The 13,269-nt window shown below is 50.1% G+C and carries 13 protein-coding genes and 1 other RNA gene; 6 read left to right on the top strand and 8 right to left on the bottom strand.

Going from position 1 to position 13,269, the window contains the following annotated elements:
- Positions 1-64: 64 nt before the first annotated feature.
- The 7 genes from IMY23_RS05890 to guaA form a co-directional block, all read right to left on the bottom strand.
- Positions 65-547, bottom strand: a complete 483-nt coding sequence (locus IMY23_RS05890) for a hypothetical protein (protein WP_192821195.1) — start codon at positions 545-547, stop codon at positions 65-67.
- Between the two features lie 211 nt (positions 548-758).
- Positions 759-1,295 (bottom strand): dCTP deaminase, encoded by a 537-nt coding sequence (gene dcd, locus IMY23_RS05885; protein WP_192821194.1) that lies wholly within the window; start codon positions 1,293-1,295, stop codon positions 759-761.
- A gap of 93 nt (positions 1,296-1,388) precedes the next feature.
- Positions 1,389-2,330, bottom strand: a complete 942-nt coding sequence (locus IMY23_RS05880) for a hypothetical protein (protein ID WP_192821193.1) — start codon at positions 2,328-2,330, stop codon at positions 1,389-1,391.
- A 168-nt stretch (positions 2,331-2,498) separates the two neighbouring features.
- The gene (locus IMY23_RS05875; RefSeq protein ID WP_192821192.1) at positions 2,499-2,918 is read right to left on the bottom strand and encodes a thioesterase family protein; all 420 of its coding nucleotides are present in this window, start codon (positions 2,916-2,918) and stop codon (positions 2,499-2,501) included.
- 520 nt (positions 2,919-3,438) lie between these two features.
- The gene (hemL, locus tag IMY23_RS05870; RefSeq protein ID WP_192821191.1) at positions 3,439-4,737 is read right to left on the bottom strand and encodes a glutamate-1-semialdehyde 2,1-aminomutase; all 1,299 of its coding nucleotides are present in this window, start codon (positions 4,735-4,737) and stop codon (positions 3,439-3,441) included.
- A 170-nt stretch (positions 4,738-4,907) separates the two neighbouring features.
- Positions 4,908-6,593, bottom strand: coding sequence for an ABC transporter substrate-binding protein (locus IMY23_RS05865; protein WP_192821190.1), 1,686 nt, complete (start codon positions 6,591-6,593; stop codon positions 4,908-4,910).
- Between the two features lie 30 nt (positions 6,594-6,623).
- Positions 6,624-8,153 carry a glutamine-hydrolyzing GMP synthase gene (gene guaA, locus IMY23_RS05860; protein WP_192821189.1) on the bottom strand — a complete coding sequence of 510 codons (1,530 nt, stop codon included), beginning with the start codon at positions 8,151-8,153 and terminating at the stop codon, positions 6,624-6,626.
- A 410-nt stretch (positions 8,154-8,563) separates the two neighbouring features.
- Between guaA and IMY23_RS05855 the strand changes: the two genes are divergently transcribed.
- From IMY23_RS05855 to IMY23_RS05830, 6 genes are all read left to right on the top strand, one after another.
- Positions 8,564-9,220, top strand: a complete 657-nt coding sequence (locus IMY23_RS05855; RefSeq protein WP_192821188.1) for a hypothetical protein — start codon at positions 8,564-8,566, stop codon at positions 9,218-9,220.
- Positions 9,221-9,377: 157 nt separating this feature from the next.
- Positions 9,378-9,477, top strand: an RNA gene (gene ffs / locus IMY23_RS05850) — signal recognition particle sRNA small type.
- Between the two features lie 124 nt (positions 9,478-9,601).
- Positions 9,602-10,258, top strand: coding sequence for a fructose-6-phosphate aldolase (fsa, locus tag IMY23_RS05845; RefSeq protein WP_192821187.1), 657 nt, complete (start codon positions 9,602-9,604; stop codon positions 10,256-10,258).
- Positions 10,259-10,366: 108 nt separating this feature from the next.
- Positions 10,367-10,570 carry a fructose-6-phosphate aldolase gene (locus IMY23_RS05840; protein ID WP_192821186.1) on the top strand — a complete coding sequence of 68 codons (204 nt, stop codon included), beginning with the start codon at positions 10,367-10,369 and terminating at the stop codon, positions 10,568-10,570.
- 85 nt (positions 10,571-10,655) lie between these two features.
- Positions 10,656-11,366 (top strand): cell division ATP-binding protein FtsE, encoded by a 711-nt coding sequence (locus tag IMY23_RS05835; RefSeq protein ID WP_192821185.1) that lies wholly within the window; start codon positions 10,656-10,658, stop codon positions 11,364-11,366.
- The gene (locus tag IMY23_RS05830) at positions 11,356-12,240 is read left to right on the top strand and encodes a glycosyltransferase family 2 protein (protein ID WP_192821184.1); all 885 of its coding nucleotides are present in this window, start codon (positions 11,356-11,358) and stop codon (positions 12,238-12,240) included. Before IMY23_RS05835 ends, IMY23_RS05830 begins: the two co-directional genes overlap by 11 nt.
- 114 nt (positions 12,241-12,354) lie before the next feature.
- On the opposite strand, the gene IMY23_RS05825 is transcribed toward IMY23_RS05830, so the two are convergent.
- The gene (locus IMY23_RS05825; RefSeq protein WP_192821183.1) at positions 12,355-13,212 is read right to left on the bottom strand and encodes a DUF6565 domain-containing protein; all 858 of its coding nucleotides are present in this window, start codon (positions 13,210-13,212) and stop codon (positions 12,355-12,357) included.
- Positions 13,213-13,269 lie beyond the last annotated feature (57 nt).

The raw sequence follows: 13,269 nt of genomic DNA, 5'->3' as shown, positions 1-13,269 counted from the left end.
AAAAAGCAAAGACAACAAAAAAGCCGCTTCTAGAGCGGCTTTTTTGTTGCTTATTAACTGGTTTCTATTTTTCGTTTTTGGAAGTCTCCTTGATCACCGCGGTCTGGGTGGCAGGGAAAGTACGTTTAGCATCTGCCTGGTCTTGGGCTACCAAGGCTTTGGCCGCTTTGCCGTTCTCTTTCTGCAGTTTCATGGCGTACTCGCGGTCAAAGGAGTTGAAGGCCTTGCGAGCGCTGTAGTACTGTGAATACTGGGCGGTGCTCAATACTCTTTCTACTTCCTTGTCGCGCTCCTTACAAACGCCCATGAAGCATTTGTCCAGCTCAGCTTGGTTGCCGGCAAACTTGGCCTCAAACTCCATCATCTTCTTGGCCTTGTCAAGGTTAATTTCCCTGATCTTGCGTGATTGGAAGTTATTGAGCTGCAACTCTCTGATCATTCTATCTGAAATGCCTTTGGCGCGCTGTTCAGCTGTTTCTACGTTCTGTGCAAAAGAAGTGAATCCTACTGCTATCATCAGAACCAAGGTATACACAAATCTTTTCATAGTCTTTCTGTTTTGATTAATCCTACGCAATTCCCGTGCCATTATTGTCAAAACAAAATCCAAGCCGGAAAAGTTGAATTCCTTTAAAAGAAACGAGATACAACTCAGTTTGTTGCCTGGCTGCGGCCTTCATTCTAATCTGCGCCAAAGTTCTTGCTGCAGTGCAAATGAGACCTGCTTATTCTGCAAAACCCGTAGCCTTCAATACTAGTTAGAACTTGTTTTTCCACATCATAGACTCCACCGGGTACACAGACCGCTGGTTGTATTTGGCGTTGGCTTTCTGGTTGTAGTAATTTTCAATGCCGCCTTTCACCTCAAAATAAATGAGCTGGCCAATGGGCATGTTGTGGTACACGCGCACTTTCTGGCTCACAGAGATTTCCAGGGTCCAGTGGTTGCAGAAGCCTACATCGCCTTTGCCGGCGGTGGCATGAATGTCAATGCCCAGGCGGCCCACGCTGGATTTTCCTTCCAGGAACGGTACGTGCGCGTGGGTCTCGGTGTACTCCTCGGTCACGCCCAGGTAGAGTTGGCCGGGCTGCAGCACAAAGCCTTCTTCTGGAATCTCAAACACATCAATCTCATTGTGCTTGCGGGCATCCAGCACATCATCTTTGTAAGAAGCCAGGTATTTGCCCAAATGCACGTCATAGGAATTGGTGCCTAGAAATGTGCGGTCATAGGGCTCAATGAGAATGGTGCCTTTGTCAATTTCAGCCAGAATCTGAAGGTCGGTGAGTATCATGCAGAATGTGTAATTTTACTGCAAGGTACACGTAAAAAGTGGTTCTTGCCACCCTTCCTGCCCGCAGGGTCTTGCCAGCAACAACCCAACTCCTTAGTCAGTGACGTATAATTTCTTGGTGTAGGCCTTTCTGTCTGTGATCAACCGGAAGAGCACCGTGCCTTTCATACTTCCGGGAATCTCCGGCAGTGCCTGGCTTTCCAGTTGGTATGAGCCAAGCACCTGGCCGCTGGCCGAAAGCGCGAGCAGGAACCTGGGCTTTTCATCTATGGCAATGGTGAAACCTAAATAGCTTTTGAGGCTGCCTTCGCGGGCCACTGATATAACGGAGGAATAATAATATCTGCCGGTGACCTCCACTACCTTGAGGCGGTAATAGTCCACCTCGTTCTGGCCCGAGATGGGGTCGGTGAGGCGGTACTTGTGCTGGCCCGATGAGAAACCGGCCGCAGTCACGCGGCTAACCTCCCTGAACACTTTGCCATCGCCTTTCTGCAGCACAAAGAAATCATTTCCGTTTTCATTGGCGGTGGTCCACTCAACGGTGGTGGCCAGGTCTTTGAACGTGCCTTTGAAATTCTGGATGGCCAACGGCACGCCTTTATATTCCAGCACAAACTGTGACGTTGATACTGTTGCCACCATTTTCCCGAATTTATCAATGGCTATGGCAGAATTCACGGGTTTCACATAGGAGACCAACACTGAATCATTCTTTTTCCGGAGCGAAATAGGCGTGTTTTTCTCATTGACCAGCACCAGGGTCCCCTGATCCGTGAAATTCAGCAACGTTGGGCTTAGGTCAGATACCACCGTGTCTCGCAGAATGTGGTATTTAATCACCACCACCGTGTTGGTGCTGGACTTATGCAAAGAAACCGCCAGGTTGCCTTTGATTATTCCCTGGGCCAGCACCTGGCCACTTGCCAAGCTGAATACCAGGAAAAGCGCCAGGCAAAAGGCGTTGCCCAAGGTGTTTGAAAGAGCCGCTACAAATGGAAGTTTCAAGGATTTTTGCTTAGGGTTGTGCTTCATGAATGTGGCTCTGCAACACAGGTTTTGGTTGAATGATTCAATCACTAACCACTTAGGAAATACCACCTTAACAATTCCGGCAGCGGGAAACGTATTTGTTGGTGAATGCAGGGCTGCTAAACTACGATTTATAAATAAGCTGTGAATAAACCGAATTTCCTCTTCACTTTAAAGTATTGGTTGGTTTAGGAGATCTACCAGTTCTTGTTCAATGCGCATGGGGCGTATGGATTTGGCATCTACCAGGCACCAGATGGTTTTAGCCGACGCCACTTTTTCCAGAGTTCCGGCTTTGTACAAGGTCACGTACCGTTCAAATTTGGCGCCCTGGTAATCTCCCACCCACGTGTAGCCGGTGATGGATTCGCCCAGAAAAACCGGTTTCAAAAAATCAATTTCGTGCCGGAGCACTACCCACAGGTATTTTTCCTTGATGGCGGGCGGCGCAATCTCATCCCAATGCCCCGAAGACACCTCCTGCACCCATTTCAGGTACACCACGTTGTTCACGTGGCCCAAGTCATCAATGTCAGAAGCGGTGATGGCAATATCTAAGCAGAAAGCGGAAGGGTGGGGGTTCACAGACATACGTGAAAGGTAAGCACTAAAAGTCAAATTTCCGTTTTCGGGCTCATTTCTGGAAATGAGTCCGAAAACGGAAATTTTGGATAGTCTTTCAAAAGTTTCCCTGAAATATATAAGGCGAATTCTTACCTTCTAGCTGAAATTCAAAACGTATGCTTCAGCAGAAATCTTCCTGGCCAAGTCAGCCTACTAAAAAGCACCTTCTACTTGTCACTGTTGTGTGGGCTCTAGGCATTGCGGCAATGACCCTGGCCGTTACCGATTGTTTTACCAGAAGTTTCTTTTCCAGAGGCTACCTTCTGCTGTACTTCTTGATGCTGATTTCTACCCTCGTCGCAGGTGAAACTTTCCGCAATTACTTTTGGCCTAAGAAAACCACACGGCAACAAAAATAATAACTCCCGTTTTCGGGCTCATTTCCGGAAACGGAGCCAAAAACAGAAAAACTTTGAACTTGCTAGAAAGCCGAAGCGGCACCAGTATTGCTCTGGCGCCGCTTCGGCTTTTAAAAAGGTCTTTATGATTAACCTTTAATGGCTTGTAAGGCTTCCAGGTTGGCTTGTATGTAGGATTCTGCCAGGTCTTGGGTGATGGCCGTGGAAACAAACAAAGTCTCAAACTGTGATGGGGCCAGGTAGATGCCACGTTGCAGCATTTCATGGAAATACTTGCCAAAAAGTGCCAGGTCTGAGGTTTTGGCCGAAGCGAAATCAGTGACTGGTTGCTCCGTGAAAAACAAGCTGAACATAGAGCCCACCTGGTTAATGGTGTAGTTCAAACCAAGTTTCTGCATGTTCTGTTTAGTGCCGTTCACCAGCTGGTCGGTGATTTGCTGGAGCTGCGTGTAGACTTCTGGGTGCTCGTTCAGGTAGCCCAGCGCCGCCAACCCCGCCGACATAGCAATGGGGTTGCCTGACAGCGTGCCGGCCTGGTACACGGGTCCGGCCGGGGCCACGGCGTTCATGATGTCCACTCGTCCGCCGTAGGCGCCCACGGGCATGCCGCCGCCAATGATTTTGCCCAGCGTAGTCATGTCTGGGGTTACGCCATATAATTCCTGCGCACCACCTTTGGCCAACCGGAAACCGGTCATCACTTCGTCAAAAATCAAGACAATGCCTTCTTTGGTGCATAGGTCGCGCAAGCCTTGCAAGAAACCTTCTGCCGGAGCCACCAAGCCCATGTTGCCTACCACCGGTTCTAAGATGATGGCCGCAATTTGGGCGGGGTTGGCGTCAATCAAAGTCTGCACGGAAGCCAGGTCATTGAAAGGGGCGGTAAGGGTGTCATTGGCGACACCTTTGGTCACGCCGGGACTGTCGGGCACGCCCAGGGTGATGGCCCCGCTGCCGGCGGCAATCAGGAAAGAGTCGCCGTGGCCATGGTAGCAGCCTTCAAACTTGATCATTTTGTCTCTGCCGGTGAAGCCGCGCGCCACCCGTATGGCAGACATAGTGGCTTCTGTGCCGGAGTTCACCATGCGCACTTTCTCCACGCTGGGCACCATGCTGATGATGAGCTCGGCCATTTCAATTTCGCGGCGGGTAGGTGCCCCAAATGAAAGCGAACCCGGAAGGGCATCCCGCACGGCTTTCTCAATCACCTCATGCGCGTGTCCCAGAATCATAGGACCCCAGGAATTAATCAGGTCCAGGTACTGGTTTCCGTCTTCGTCATAGAGGAGGGCTCCTTTGGCGCCTTTCAGGAAAAGCGGTTGGCCGCCCACGGCCCTGAACGCCCGCACTGGTGAGTTGACGCCCCCCGGAATGGACTTTTGGGCACGCTGGAAAAGTTCTTGGCTGGTGGTATGGTTCAATGACATGGCAAGTTGAGTTTTAGAAATAGACCGAATTGTTAATTACAGGTGGGCCTTATGAGTTGGTTAAAACCAGTTTCCGTTTTCGGGCTCATTCCTGGAAATGAGCCCGAAAACGGAAACTGGTCACTTATAAATAGAAAGATAAGTACTTAGTTTGATGGTTCGGCCAAAACTTAAAATATGGGGTTGACTACCAGCAGGCGGTTATTCTCCAGTTTTAAAATGGGCAGGTACTGGTTGTCTTGCGCCAGTTTGCCAGAGGTATGCTGAAATCCTAGGCCCTGGTAAAACACGCCCTGCTGCACGGTGCCCAATTTGAGAGGCGCCGCATAGCCTTTTTCATGCAACTGCCGCCCGAAATAATTGACCAGCTCAAACCCGCTGTACGTGAACGAGGAGGGAGGCAGGTTGTATTTCATAGTGTACGCATTTTTGAAACTCTGCATGGCCGGGTTCTCTGGGTCCACGTATTTGGGCGCCATGAAGTACATCTCCAGGAAATCTAACTGCGGAAAACTGAGTTGGTTGTTCTCCAGCCAGGTCTGCGGTACCAACACCGGTACTTTAGAGGCGCGTTGCTCCAGAAAACTGACCGTGCTAGAGGCCACGTTGTTGGCCGTACTCTGCACCACCAACACGCCCAAATCTTTAAGATTCACGCCGCCCAATGCGCCGCTCACGCTGCCAGACGTCTTGGAGTTTATTTTGTCCGCCGTCACTTTTCCGCCCAACGCAGTGTAGGTTCTCCTGAAATTGCCGGCAAAGGTGGTGTCATTTTTTTCGCTGTCATACACCAAAACCGCCGTCTTTTTAGCGAAGGTCTGGTAAGCGTAAGTAGCGGCACGTTGCCCTTGGGTGGCCAAAGACGCTTCCATCAAATACAGATAGGGGTTGCCTTTTACAATGTCCAGGTCATCTGAGAATGGATTAACCATGTTCAGGTTGCGCTGCTGAGCAATTTTGGCGGCAAAGGCACTGCTTCCTTTAAAAATGGGGCCCACCACCACGTCCATGGTGCTCATTTCGAGCAAATTCATGACCTGTCTTACCTGCGCAGTGTCATTGCCGGTGTCATAAGGGAAAAGATTCACCCGAATTCCTTGTTTCTGCAAGGAGTCCTGCGCCGCCAGCATGCCAGCGTAAAAGTCCGTGACGTACAGGTTTTTCTTGTCTACCCGCACGCCCTGGGCCGGCAGATTGAATGGCAGCAGCACTGCCACGTTGTATTCATTCTTTTTGATGGCCGCCGTGCGCTGGAGGTAGCTTCTGTCTAAGTTGAACTGTCGAACCAGGCTTTCCAACTGTGGCCTGTCCTGCTCGGTGAACCAGCCGCCCACCAACTTGTCGGCGTAGGCTTTGGCCAGGGTAGCGTCTTGCGGAAACTGCCGGAGCAAATACTGAAACGTGCCTTTGTCTGTGAGTTGCAGGGCGTAATGGCGTTTCATATTGGCCGCCTCGGCTTGCAGCCTTGCGTCTTGAATAGGAGCCAAGGCATTGAGCGCCCGCAAATATTCCTTTTTCTCGAACAATACTTGCCCGTGCAAATATTGCGCATCTGCCAAGCCCGGCCAGGTGGGGTGGTCGGTGGTCAGTTGCGTGAGCATTTTATCGGCTTCGGTCCACTTCTTCTGGCGGGTGGCGGCCACACTGTATAGAAAAGCGGCGTTGGGTGCATAGGTTTTGCCGGTGGCCGCTGCCGTGATGGGCAACAGCTCAGCCATGGCCAACTCATATTTCTGCTGCTCCACCAACAGGCGGCCGTTCTCCAGGCGCGTGTTAAGGTCAGCGTTTGTCTGGGCCTGCACCTGCAAGCCCAGACAAACGCCCGCCACTAATGATACTACAAGTCGTTTTTTCATGTATTTCAGAAATAGAGCCCGAAAACGGAATTATTCCCACTCAATGGTAGCGGGTGGTTTGGAGCTGATGTCATAGACTACGCGGTTCACGCCGCGCACCTTGTTGATAATCTCGTTGGAGACATCGGCCAGGAACTCATACGGCAAGTGGCACCAATCGGCGGTCATGCCGTCAATACTGGACACGGCTCTGAGGGCCACCACGCGTTCATAGGTGCGCTCATCGCCCATTACGCCTACGCTCTGGATAGGCAACAGCATAGCGCCCGCCTGCCACACCTGGTCATACAAGCCCGTTTTTTTCAACGAAGAAATGAAGATGTGATCTACTTCCTGCAGAATGGCTACTTTCTCCGGGGTAATGTCGCCTAAGATTCTGATGGCCAAGCCCGGACCCGGGAACGGATGCCGCCCGATGATAGTATCAGCAATGCCCAGGGTCTTGCCCACTAACCTAACTTCGTCTTTAAACAAAGTCTTGAGCGGTTCCACCACTTTCAGTTTCATGTAATCTGGCAGACCACCCACGTTGTGGTGCGATTTTATGGTCGCGCTCGGGCCTTTCACGGACACCGACTCAATCACGTCTGGGTAAATTGTGCCCTGGCCCAGCCATTTGGCGTCTTCCACCTGGTGTGATTCCTGGTCAAACACGTCAATGAACACCTTGCCAATGGCTTTACGCTTGGCTTCTGGGTCGGTGAGCCCGGCTAGCGCCGAATAGAACAAGTCCTTCGCGTCAACGCCTTTCACGTTCAGGCCCATGTCTTTGTAAGAGTGCAGCACGTCTTCAAACTCATTCTTCCGCAGCAAGCCGTTGTCTACAAAAATGCAATACAAGTTTTTGCCGATGGCCTGATGGATCAACATGGCCGCCACGCTGGAATCCACGCCACCTGACAAGCCTAAGATTACCTTGTCATCGCCAATCTGGGCTTTGAGTTCAGCTACGGTGCTTTCAATGAATTGGTCCGGCGTCCAATCTTGCGAACACTCACAGATGTGCACCACAAAGTTCCGGAGCAAGGTTTTGCCCTCGGTGGAGTGGGTGACTTCTGGGTGAAACTGAATGCCGTAGGTTTCCTGGTCTTTTACTTTATAAGCGGCCACCTGCACAGATTCTGTGCTAGCGATGATCTCAAAATTATCGGCTATGCGCTTGATGGTATCGCCGTGGCTCATCCAAACCTGCGAGTCCAGGGTGATTTCTTTGAACAGGCGGTTGTGTTGGTCCACGTGGTTGAGCTTGGCGCGGCCGTATTCTCTAATGGTAGAGGCAATCACTTCGCCGCCGCCTTCCTGCGCCATAAGCTGTGCGCCGTAACACACACCCAGCACCGGCAAGTTGCCTAAAAACGGAGTCAAACCTGGATTGGGGTAATTTTCCTCCCGCACAGAACTAGGGCTCCCCGACAAGATGACGCCTTTGGTGTCTGGGGTAAGTTCCGGGATTTTGTTGAACGGGACAATTTCACAGTAGACGTTCAACTCGCGCACGCGGCGGGCAATCAGCTGGGTGTATTGAGACCCAAAATCTAGGATGAGTATCTTTTCTGGCATGTGCAAAGGTACACGGGACAGTTGAAAGTTAAAACAAAGTTAAGAGCATGTTTAAATTTGTCTTTTGCGCTGCAAACAGGCATCAAAAGAACCTGGCATCGCCTTTTTCTCTTACCGTAGCGCTGCTACGCTACTCAAAAAACGCTTCGCCAGAACCTTTCGCTCCCTGTTTTCGCTGGCTAAATCAAAATTTAAACAAGCTCTAAGGCCTTGTCTTAATTTCGTGCACGTAGGGGAGAAGCAGCCATTTTCTGTCTATACATAGAGTGGTTTGAAAGAAATCATCTTGAGCAGCATAAATAATAGTCAGATTCCGCCATATTAGGCATATCTTTTGCTTTGAATGGGTAGTCCGGCATTGCTTTCATCTATTATAATGCCAGGTACTTCCTTATTCTATAAGACATTAAATGTTGACAACCATACTCCATACTTTTAAAAACACCATGGGCGTGCTGGCCTTCTTGGCGCTGCTGGCGTCCTGCCACGCAGACCAGGAGGTAGAACCCGTGCCGGTGGCTGGGCCAACCAAAACTTCTTTCTCCTTGGTGGATAGCATTAAAGTAGATACCTATTATAAGAATGCCAGCCCCGAAGCCTACCAGAATTACCACGGCAAAACCTATGAAGTGTTCGCCCAAGACAAACTGGACGCTTTTTACTTTGAAGAGAACGGCGGCGTGACGCTTTATTTTAAGGACACGTCTTCTGACGAGGTTTCTTCGTGGCTCACCATCCATTTTAAAAACAGAACGCTGGCCAACTTACCCGCCACGCAGGCTTTGAAAGAGGCGGAAATAGTGTGCGTGCAGAACGGACAGACCTTTAAAGATGGAACCCGCGCCATGTCGCCGGGCTGTATTGAGGTCACTGACGGTGCCATTTCTTTATTGTATGATGCCAGGACCAAGGTGTTGTCTGGCTCTATTGTGAAACTGAAACTGCCGCTTGATTACTTTGTGCCGGACTACGCCTTCCCTAACCGTAACGGAAACCTGTTCAAGGCCAGTGGCTCCAGCCGAAACCTTAATATCTCTTTTGAGAACCTGAAAGCCCGCAAAGGCTAGCCGATCTTATTAGGTAATCTGAATTCCTGTTTTCGGGCTCATTTCTGGAAATGAGCCCGAAAACAGGAATTTTTGTTTGATGCCCAGCCTCTTAGCCAAAACAGTAGAAAATATAAGCAGGCAGGCTTGCGGGGCCAGAAAGTGTTTGTATCTTTGCATCGGCAAATCGGTACGGCCAGCTCCTGCTGAACTCCCCCAGGCCCGGAAGGGAGCAAGGGTAGGTGGTTGAGCGGCGCGATACTCGGTTTGCCGCTTTTTTTTGCCCAATCCGCAACGGTTCCCTTCTCTTTCCTTTCCAGCACTTCCTTTTAAAATACTTGTCGGGCGCGTTCGGTTTTCTGCCGGATTGAAGTAGATTTGTATTTCAAACGTGAACCTGCTATGAAATTTTTCATTGATACCGCCAACCTCGCTGAAATTCAGGAAGCCCATGACCTGGGCGTGTTAGACGGCGTGACTACCAACCCCTCTTTAATGGCCAAAGAAGGCATTGTAGGCTATGACAACGTCATGAAGCATTACAAGGCCATCTGTGAGATTGTAGACGGTGACATTTCTGCCGAAGTAATTGCCACCGACTTTGAGAACATGGTAAAAGAGGGCGATGAACTGGCCCAGCTGCACCCCAACATTGTGGTGAAAGTGCCCATGACCCGTGACGGCGTAAAGGCCATCAAGTATTTCTCTGACAAAGGCATTAAAACCAACTGTACGCTGGTGTTCACTGCCGGTCAGGCGCTGTTGGCCGCCAAAGCGGGCGCCACCTACGTGTCTCCGTTTGTGGGCCGCTTAGATGACATTGCCACAGACGGAATTGCCCTCATTGAGCAGATTGTGCAGATTTACCAGAACTACGGCTACCCAACTGAAGTGTTGGCCGCGTCGGTAAGGCACGTGATGCACCTGTTGCAGTGCGCTGAGATTGGCGCCGATGTGGTGACCTGCCCGTTGAACGTGATTACTGCTTTGTTGCACCACCCATTGACTGACAGTGGCCTTGCCAAATTCCTGGCTGACCACAAAAAAGCAAACGGCTAATTTTAATTAAGAACTTCTTTAATTAAGAATTGAGAATTAGGAATTAAGAATTGGTTAGTGCGCCAATACATTCCTAATTCTTAATTCCCAATTCCTAATTAATAGAAAGTGTATATCATCAAAGTAAAAGGCAAGGCCAAGATTCCGGATTACATTCAGCTGCGCGATGAAAATTTCGTGCTGATTGCCTATTTCAGGGCAGACCGGCCTTTGAAGAACATTGACCGCTACGGCCTGGCCGGCAAAGAAGAAGCCCTGGCCGCGGTGATTGAAGGGCTGGAGTTCGGTAAGTTGCAGAAGCTTGACATCTAACGGTCCAACTTTATTCGGCTTAGCGCCTTTTTTAATAACAGTCTAGATACCGTTTTTCTGTATCTGGAGTTCCAATTAAATGCCAATGGAATTTTCGTCTAACCCCGTGGTGGCCCTGCACAAAGTTTCCATTTTTCAGGAAGTGAACACTGTGTTGAGCAATGTCACGTTTTCCATTGAGAAAGGGGAGTTTGTGTACTTGGTGGGCCGTACCGGCAGCGGCAAAAGTTCTCTGCTCAAAACCCTGTACGCCGATTTACCCCTTCGCATGGGAACCGCGCAAGTGGCCGGGTTCAACATCCATTCCATCAGCTGGAGCCAGGTGCCGTATTTGCGCCGCAAGATTGGTATTGTCTTCCAGGACTTTCAGTTGCTCTTTGACCGCAGCGTAGCCGATAACCTCAAGTTTGTGCTCAAAGCCACCGGCTGGAATGACAAATCAAAAATCAAAAACCGAATTTCTGAAGTCTTGATGCGCGTGGGCTTAGACGCCGCCGCCAACAAAATGCCGCACCAACTATCGGGCGGTGAACAGCAGCGTGTGGTGATTGCGCGGGCCTTGCTCAATGAACCGTTGATTTTGTTCGCCGATGAACCCACCGGCAACCTTGATCCAGACGTGACTGACGGGATTATGCGCCTGTTCCAGGAAATCAACAACAGCGGCACCGCCATCTTAATGGCCACCCACAACCACCAAACCCTCAAACGCTACCCGCGCCGCATCTTGAAATGTGACCAAGGCCGGGTGCTGGACTCTGCCCAGGAAGAGTTTACCTTGGTAGATGGTTTCTGAGATTTCCATTTTAATTCCTGTCTTTAACCAACCGGTATTGGCGCTGGTGCAACGGCTGCACCAACAGGCCACAGCCCTGCCCATTTCTTTTGAGATAAGAGTCTATGACGATGGCTCCAACTCAGAAACCAAAATCCAGAACCAAGCCGTTGCCGCCCTCGCGCAGGTAGTGTACCAAGAGTTGCCCCAGAACCTGGGCCGCACCCAAATCCGGTTGAAACTGGCCCGAGACGCTAAATTCCCTAATCTACTTTTCCTGGACAATGATGTACTGCCCGTGCAGGACTCATTTTTGCAGACCTATGTGCAGGAAGATTCTTCCGGGATTATGGTAGGAGGGGTGACCTATGCAGACACGTGCCTACCAGGAACAGAACTGCGCTGGAAATACGGGCGTGAACGGGAACAAGCCAATGCCGAGCAAAGGCAAAAGGCTCCGTATCAGCGTGTCTTCTTCAGCAATCTGCTGGCGCCCAAAGACCTGTTTTTGAAATACTTTTCCGGGAATGCGCTGCAAGGCTACGGCCATGAAGACACACTTTTCGCGTTTGAACTGCAGCAGGCTAACATTCAAGTGAAGCATCTGGACAACCCGGTGTGGCATCTGGGCCTGGAGGCAGCACCGGTGTTTCTGGATAAAACGAAGCAGGCGCTACAGAACCTTGTTTTATTGCAGCAAAAGTTAGGCTTAGGCCAGGAAACCAGGTTGTTTCAACTTTATTTCAAGTTAAAGCGGTTTAGAGTCTTGGGCATTTTAAATTTGAACTCATCCTGGCTTTTGCCTTTGCTGGAGAAACAATTGCAAGGGAAGAAGCCCTCGCTTTATGCATTTGACGTGTACCGCTTGTTATGGCTGAGCCAGAATCTGAAATAGAATTTTCCGTTTTCGGGCTCATTTCTGAAAATGAGCCCGAAAACGGAAAACGGAGGACAACAAAAAGCCCCGCCAATTGGCGGGGCTTTTCACGTTTCAAGGAGAAACTAAAAATTAATTATTATCGTCGTCCAGTTTGTTGTCTACCTTCTCAGTACCTTTTTTTACGGTGTTGCCAATGGCTTTTCCTACTTTCTTAGCGCCAGATCCAATGTCTTTTCCAACTTCTTTCGCGCCGGAACCTACATCTTTCCCAACTTCCTTGGCACCCGAACCTACGTTTTCAGCAGAGTTACCTAGTTTGCTGGCGTTTTTCATAGCAATGTACTTGGTTTTGGCTTTGGCAATTTCCCATTTGTCTTTGTCAGACAGTTGGCTTTGCACGGCGTTTTTACGGTCATCTAACTGGTTCCAGTAGGTTTCCACGGTTTTCCAGTCATCATTGCTGAAATTAGATTTGTTGGCGTCAACGTGGGCCACAAAAGCTTCATAGGCAGTTCTGATGTCAGTAGCGGTATAGCTCGGGATTTTGCTGTTATCCAACGAAGACATGTCTACTTTAGACATGGCGTTTCCGCCGCTTTGGTTGTTGGCCATCCAGGTGTTGTACTGCTCTTCGCGAGTAGCCCAGGCGGTGTTGTAGCGTGACTGCAATTGTGCATATTCCTGCTTCTGGGTTTCGTCTAATTCGTTTTCATAGCGGGCCACGGCCGCGCTTCTGGTTTCATAGTCTGTGCGGTACTGGTTCATGCGGGCCTCACCGTCGGTGGTGGTGGTGTCCCAACCGCGTTCCACATCAGATTCCAAAGAAGCTACATAGTCTTTATAGTCATTGTAGGCTTGCTCTCTGGTGGTTGTGGTGGTGGTGCTGGTCTCGGTGCTCTCGGTTTTGGAGCAAGACACTTGGGTAAAGGCCAGCCCTAGTGCGGTGGCACAAAGAATGGCAGGCGTTTTAAAAATTGAGGTTTTCATAGTTTCAGGTTTAAGTGGTTTGCGGTGAAGTCTGTAATTAGGCTTTGAACGAAGCAC

Origin of the sequence: Rufibacter sp. LB8, from assembly GCF_014876185.1 — a bacterium.
Lineage (GTDB): Bacteria > Bacteroidota > Bacteroidia > Cytophagales > Hymenobacteraceae > Nibribacter.
This window is presented reverse-complemented; position numbering and strand designations above follow the sequence as displayed.

What these genes read in the sequence shown, in the direction of transcription:
- IMY23_RS05890 (WP_192821195.1), bottom strand. Translation starts at nt 547, where the DNA reads ATGAAAAGATTTGTGTATACCTTGGTTCTGATGATAGCAGTAGGATTC.
- dcd (WP_192821194.1), bottom strand. Translation starts at nt 1,295, where the DNA reads ATGATACTCACCGACCTTCAGATTCTGGCTGAAATTGACAAAGGCACC.
- IMY23_RS05880 (WP_192821193.1), bottom strand. Translation starts at nt 2,330, where the DNA reads ATGAAGCACAACCCTAAGCAAAAATCCTTGAAACTTCCATTTGTAGCG.
- IMY23_RS05875 (WP_192821192.1), bottom strand. Translation starts at nt 2,918, where the DNA reads ATGTCTGTGAACCCCCACCCTTCCGCTTTCTGCTTAGATATTGCCATC.
- hemL (WP_192821191.1), bottom strand. Translation starts at nt 4,737, where the DNA reads ATGTCATTGAACCATACCACCAGCCAAGAACTTTTCCAGCGTGCCCAA.
- IMY23_RS05865 (WP_192821190.1), bottom strand. Translation starts at nt 6,593, where the DNA reads ATGAAAAAACGACTTGTAGTATCATTAGTGGCGGGCGTTTGTCTGGGC.
- guaA (WP_192821189.1), bottom strand. Translation starts at nt 8,153, where the DNA reads ATGCCAGAAAAGATACTCATCCTAGATTTTGGGTCTCAATACACCCAG.
- IMY23_RS05855 (WP_192821188.1), top strand. Translation starts at nt 8,564, where the DNA reads ATGTTGACAACCATACTCCATACTTTTAAAAACACCATGGGCGTGCTG.
- fsa (WP_192821187.1), top strand. Translation starts at nt 9,602, where the DNA reads ATGAAATTTTTCATTGATACCGCCAACCTCGCTGAAATTCAGGAAGCC.
- IMY23_RS05835 (WP_192821185.1), top strand. Translation starts at nt 10,656, where the DNA reads ATGGAATTTTCGTCTAACCCCGTGGTGGCCCTGCACAAAGTTTCCATT.
- IMY23_RS05830 (WP_192821184.1), top strand. Translation starts at nt 11,356, where the DNA reads ATGGTTTCTGAGATTTCCATTTTAATTCCTGTCTTTAACCAACCGGTA.
- IMY23_RS05825 (WP_192821183.1), bottom strand. Translation starts at nt 13,212, where the DNA reads ATGAAAACCTCAATTTTTAAAACGCCTGCCATTCTTTGTGCCACCGCA.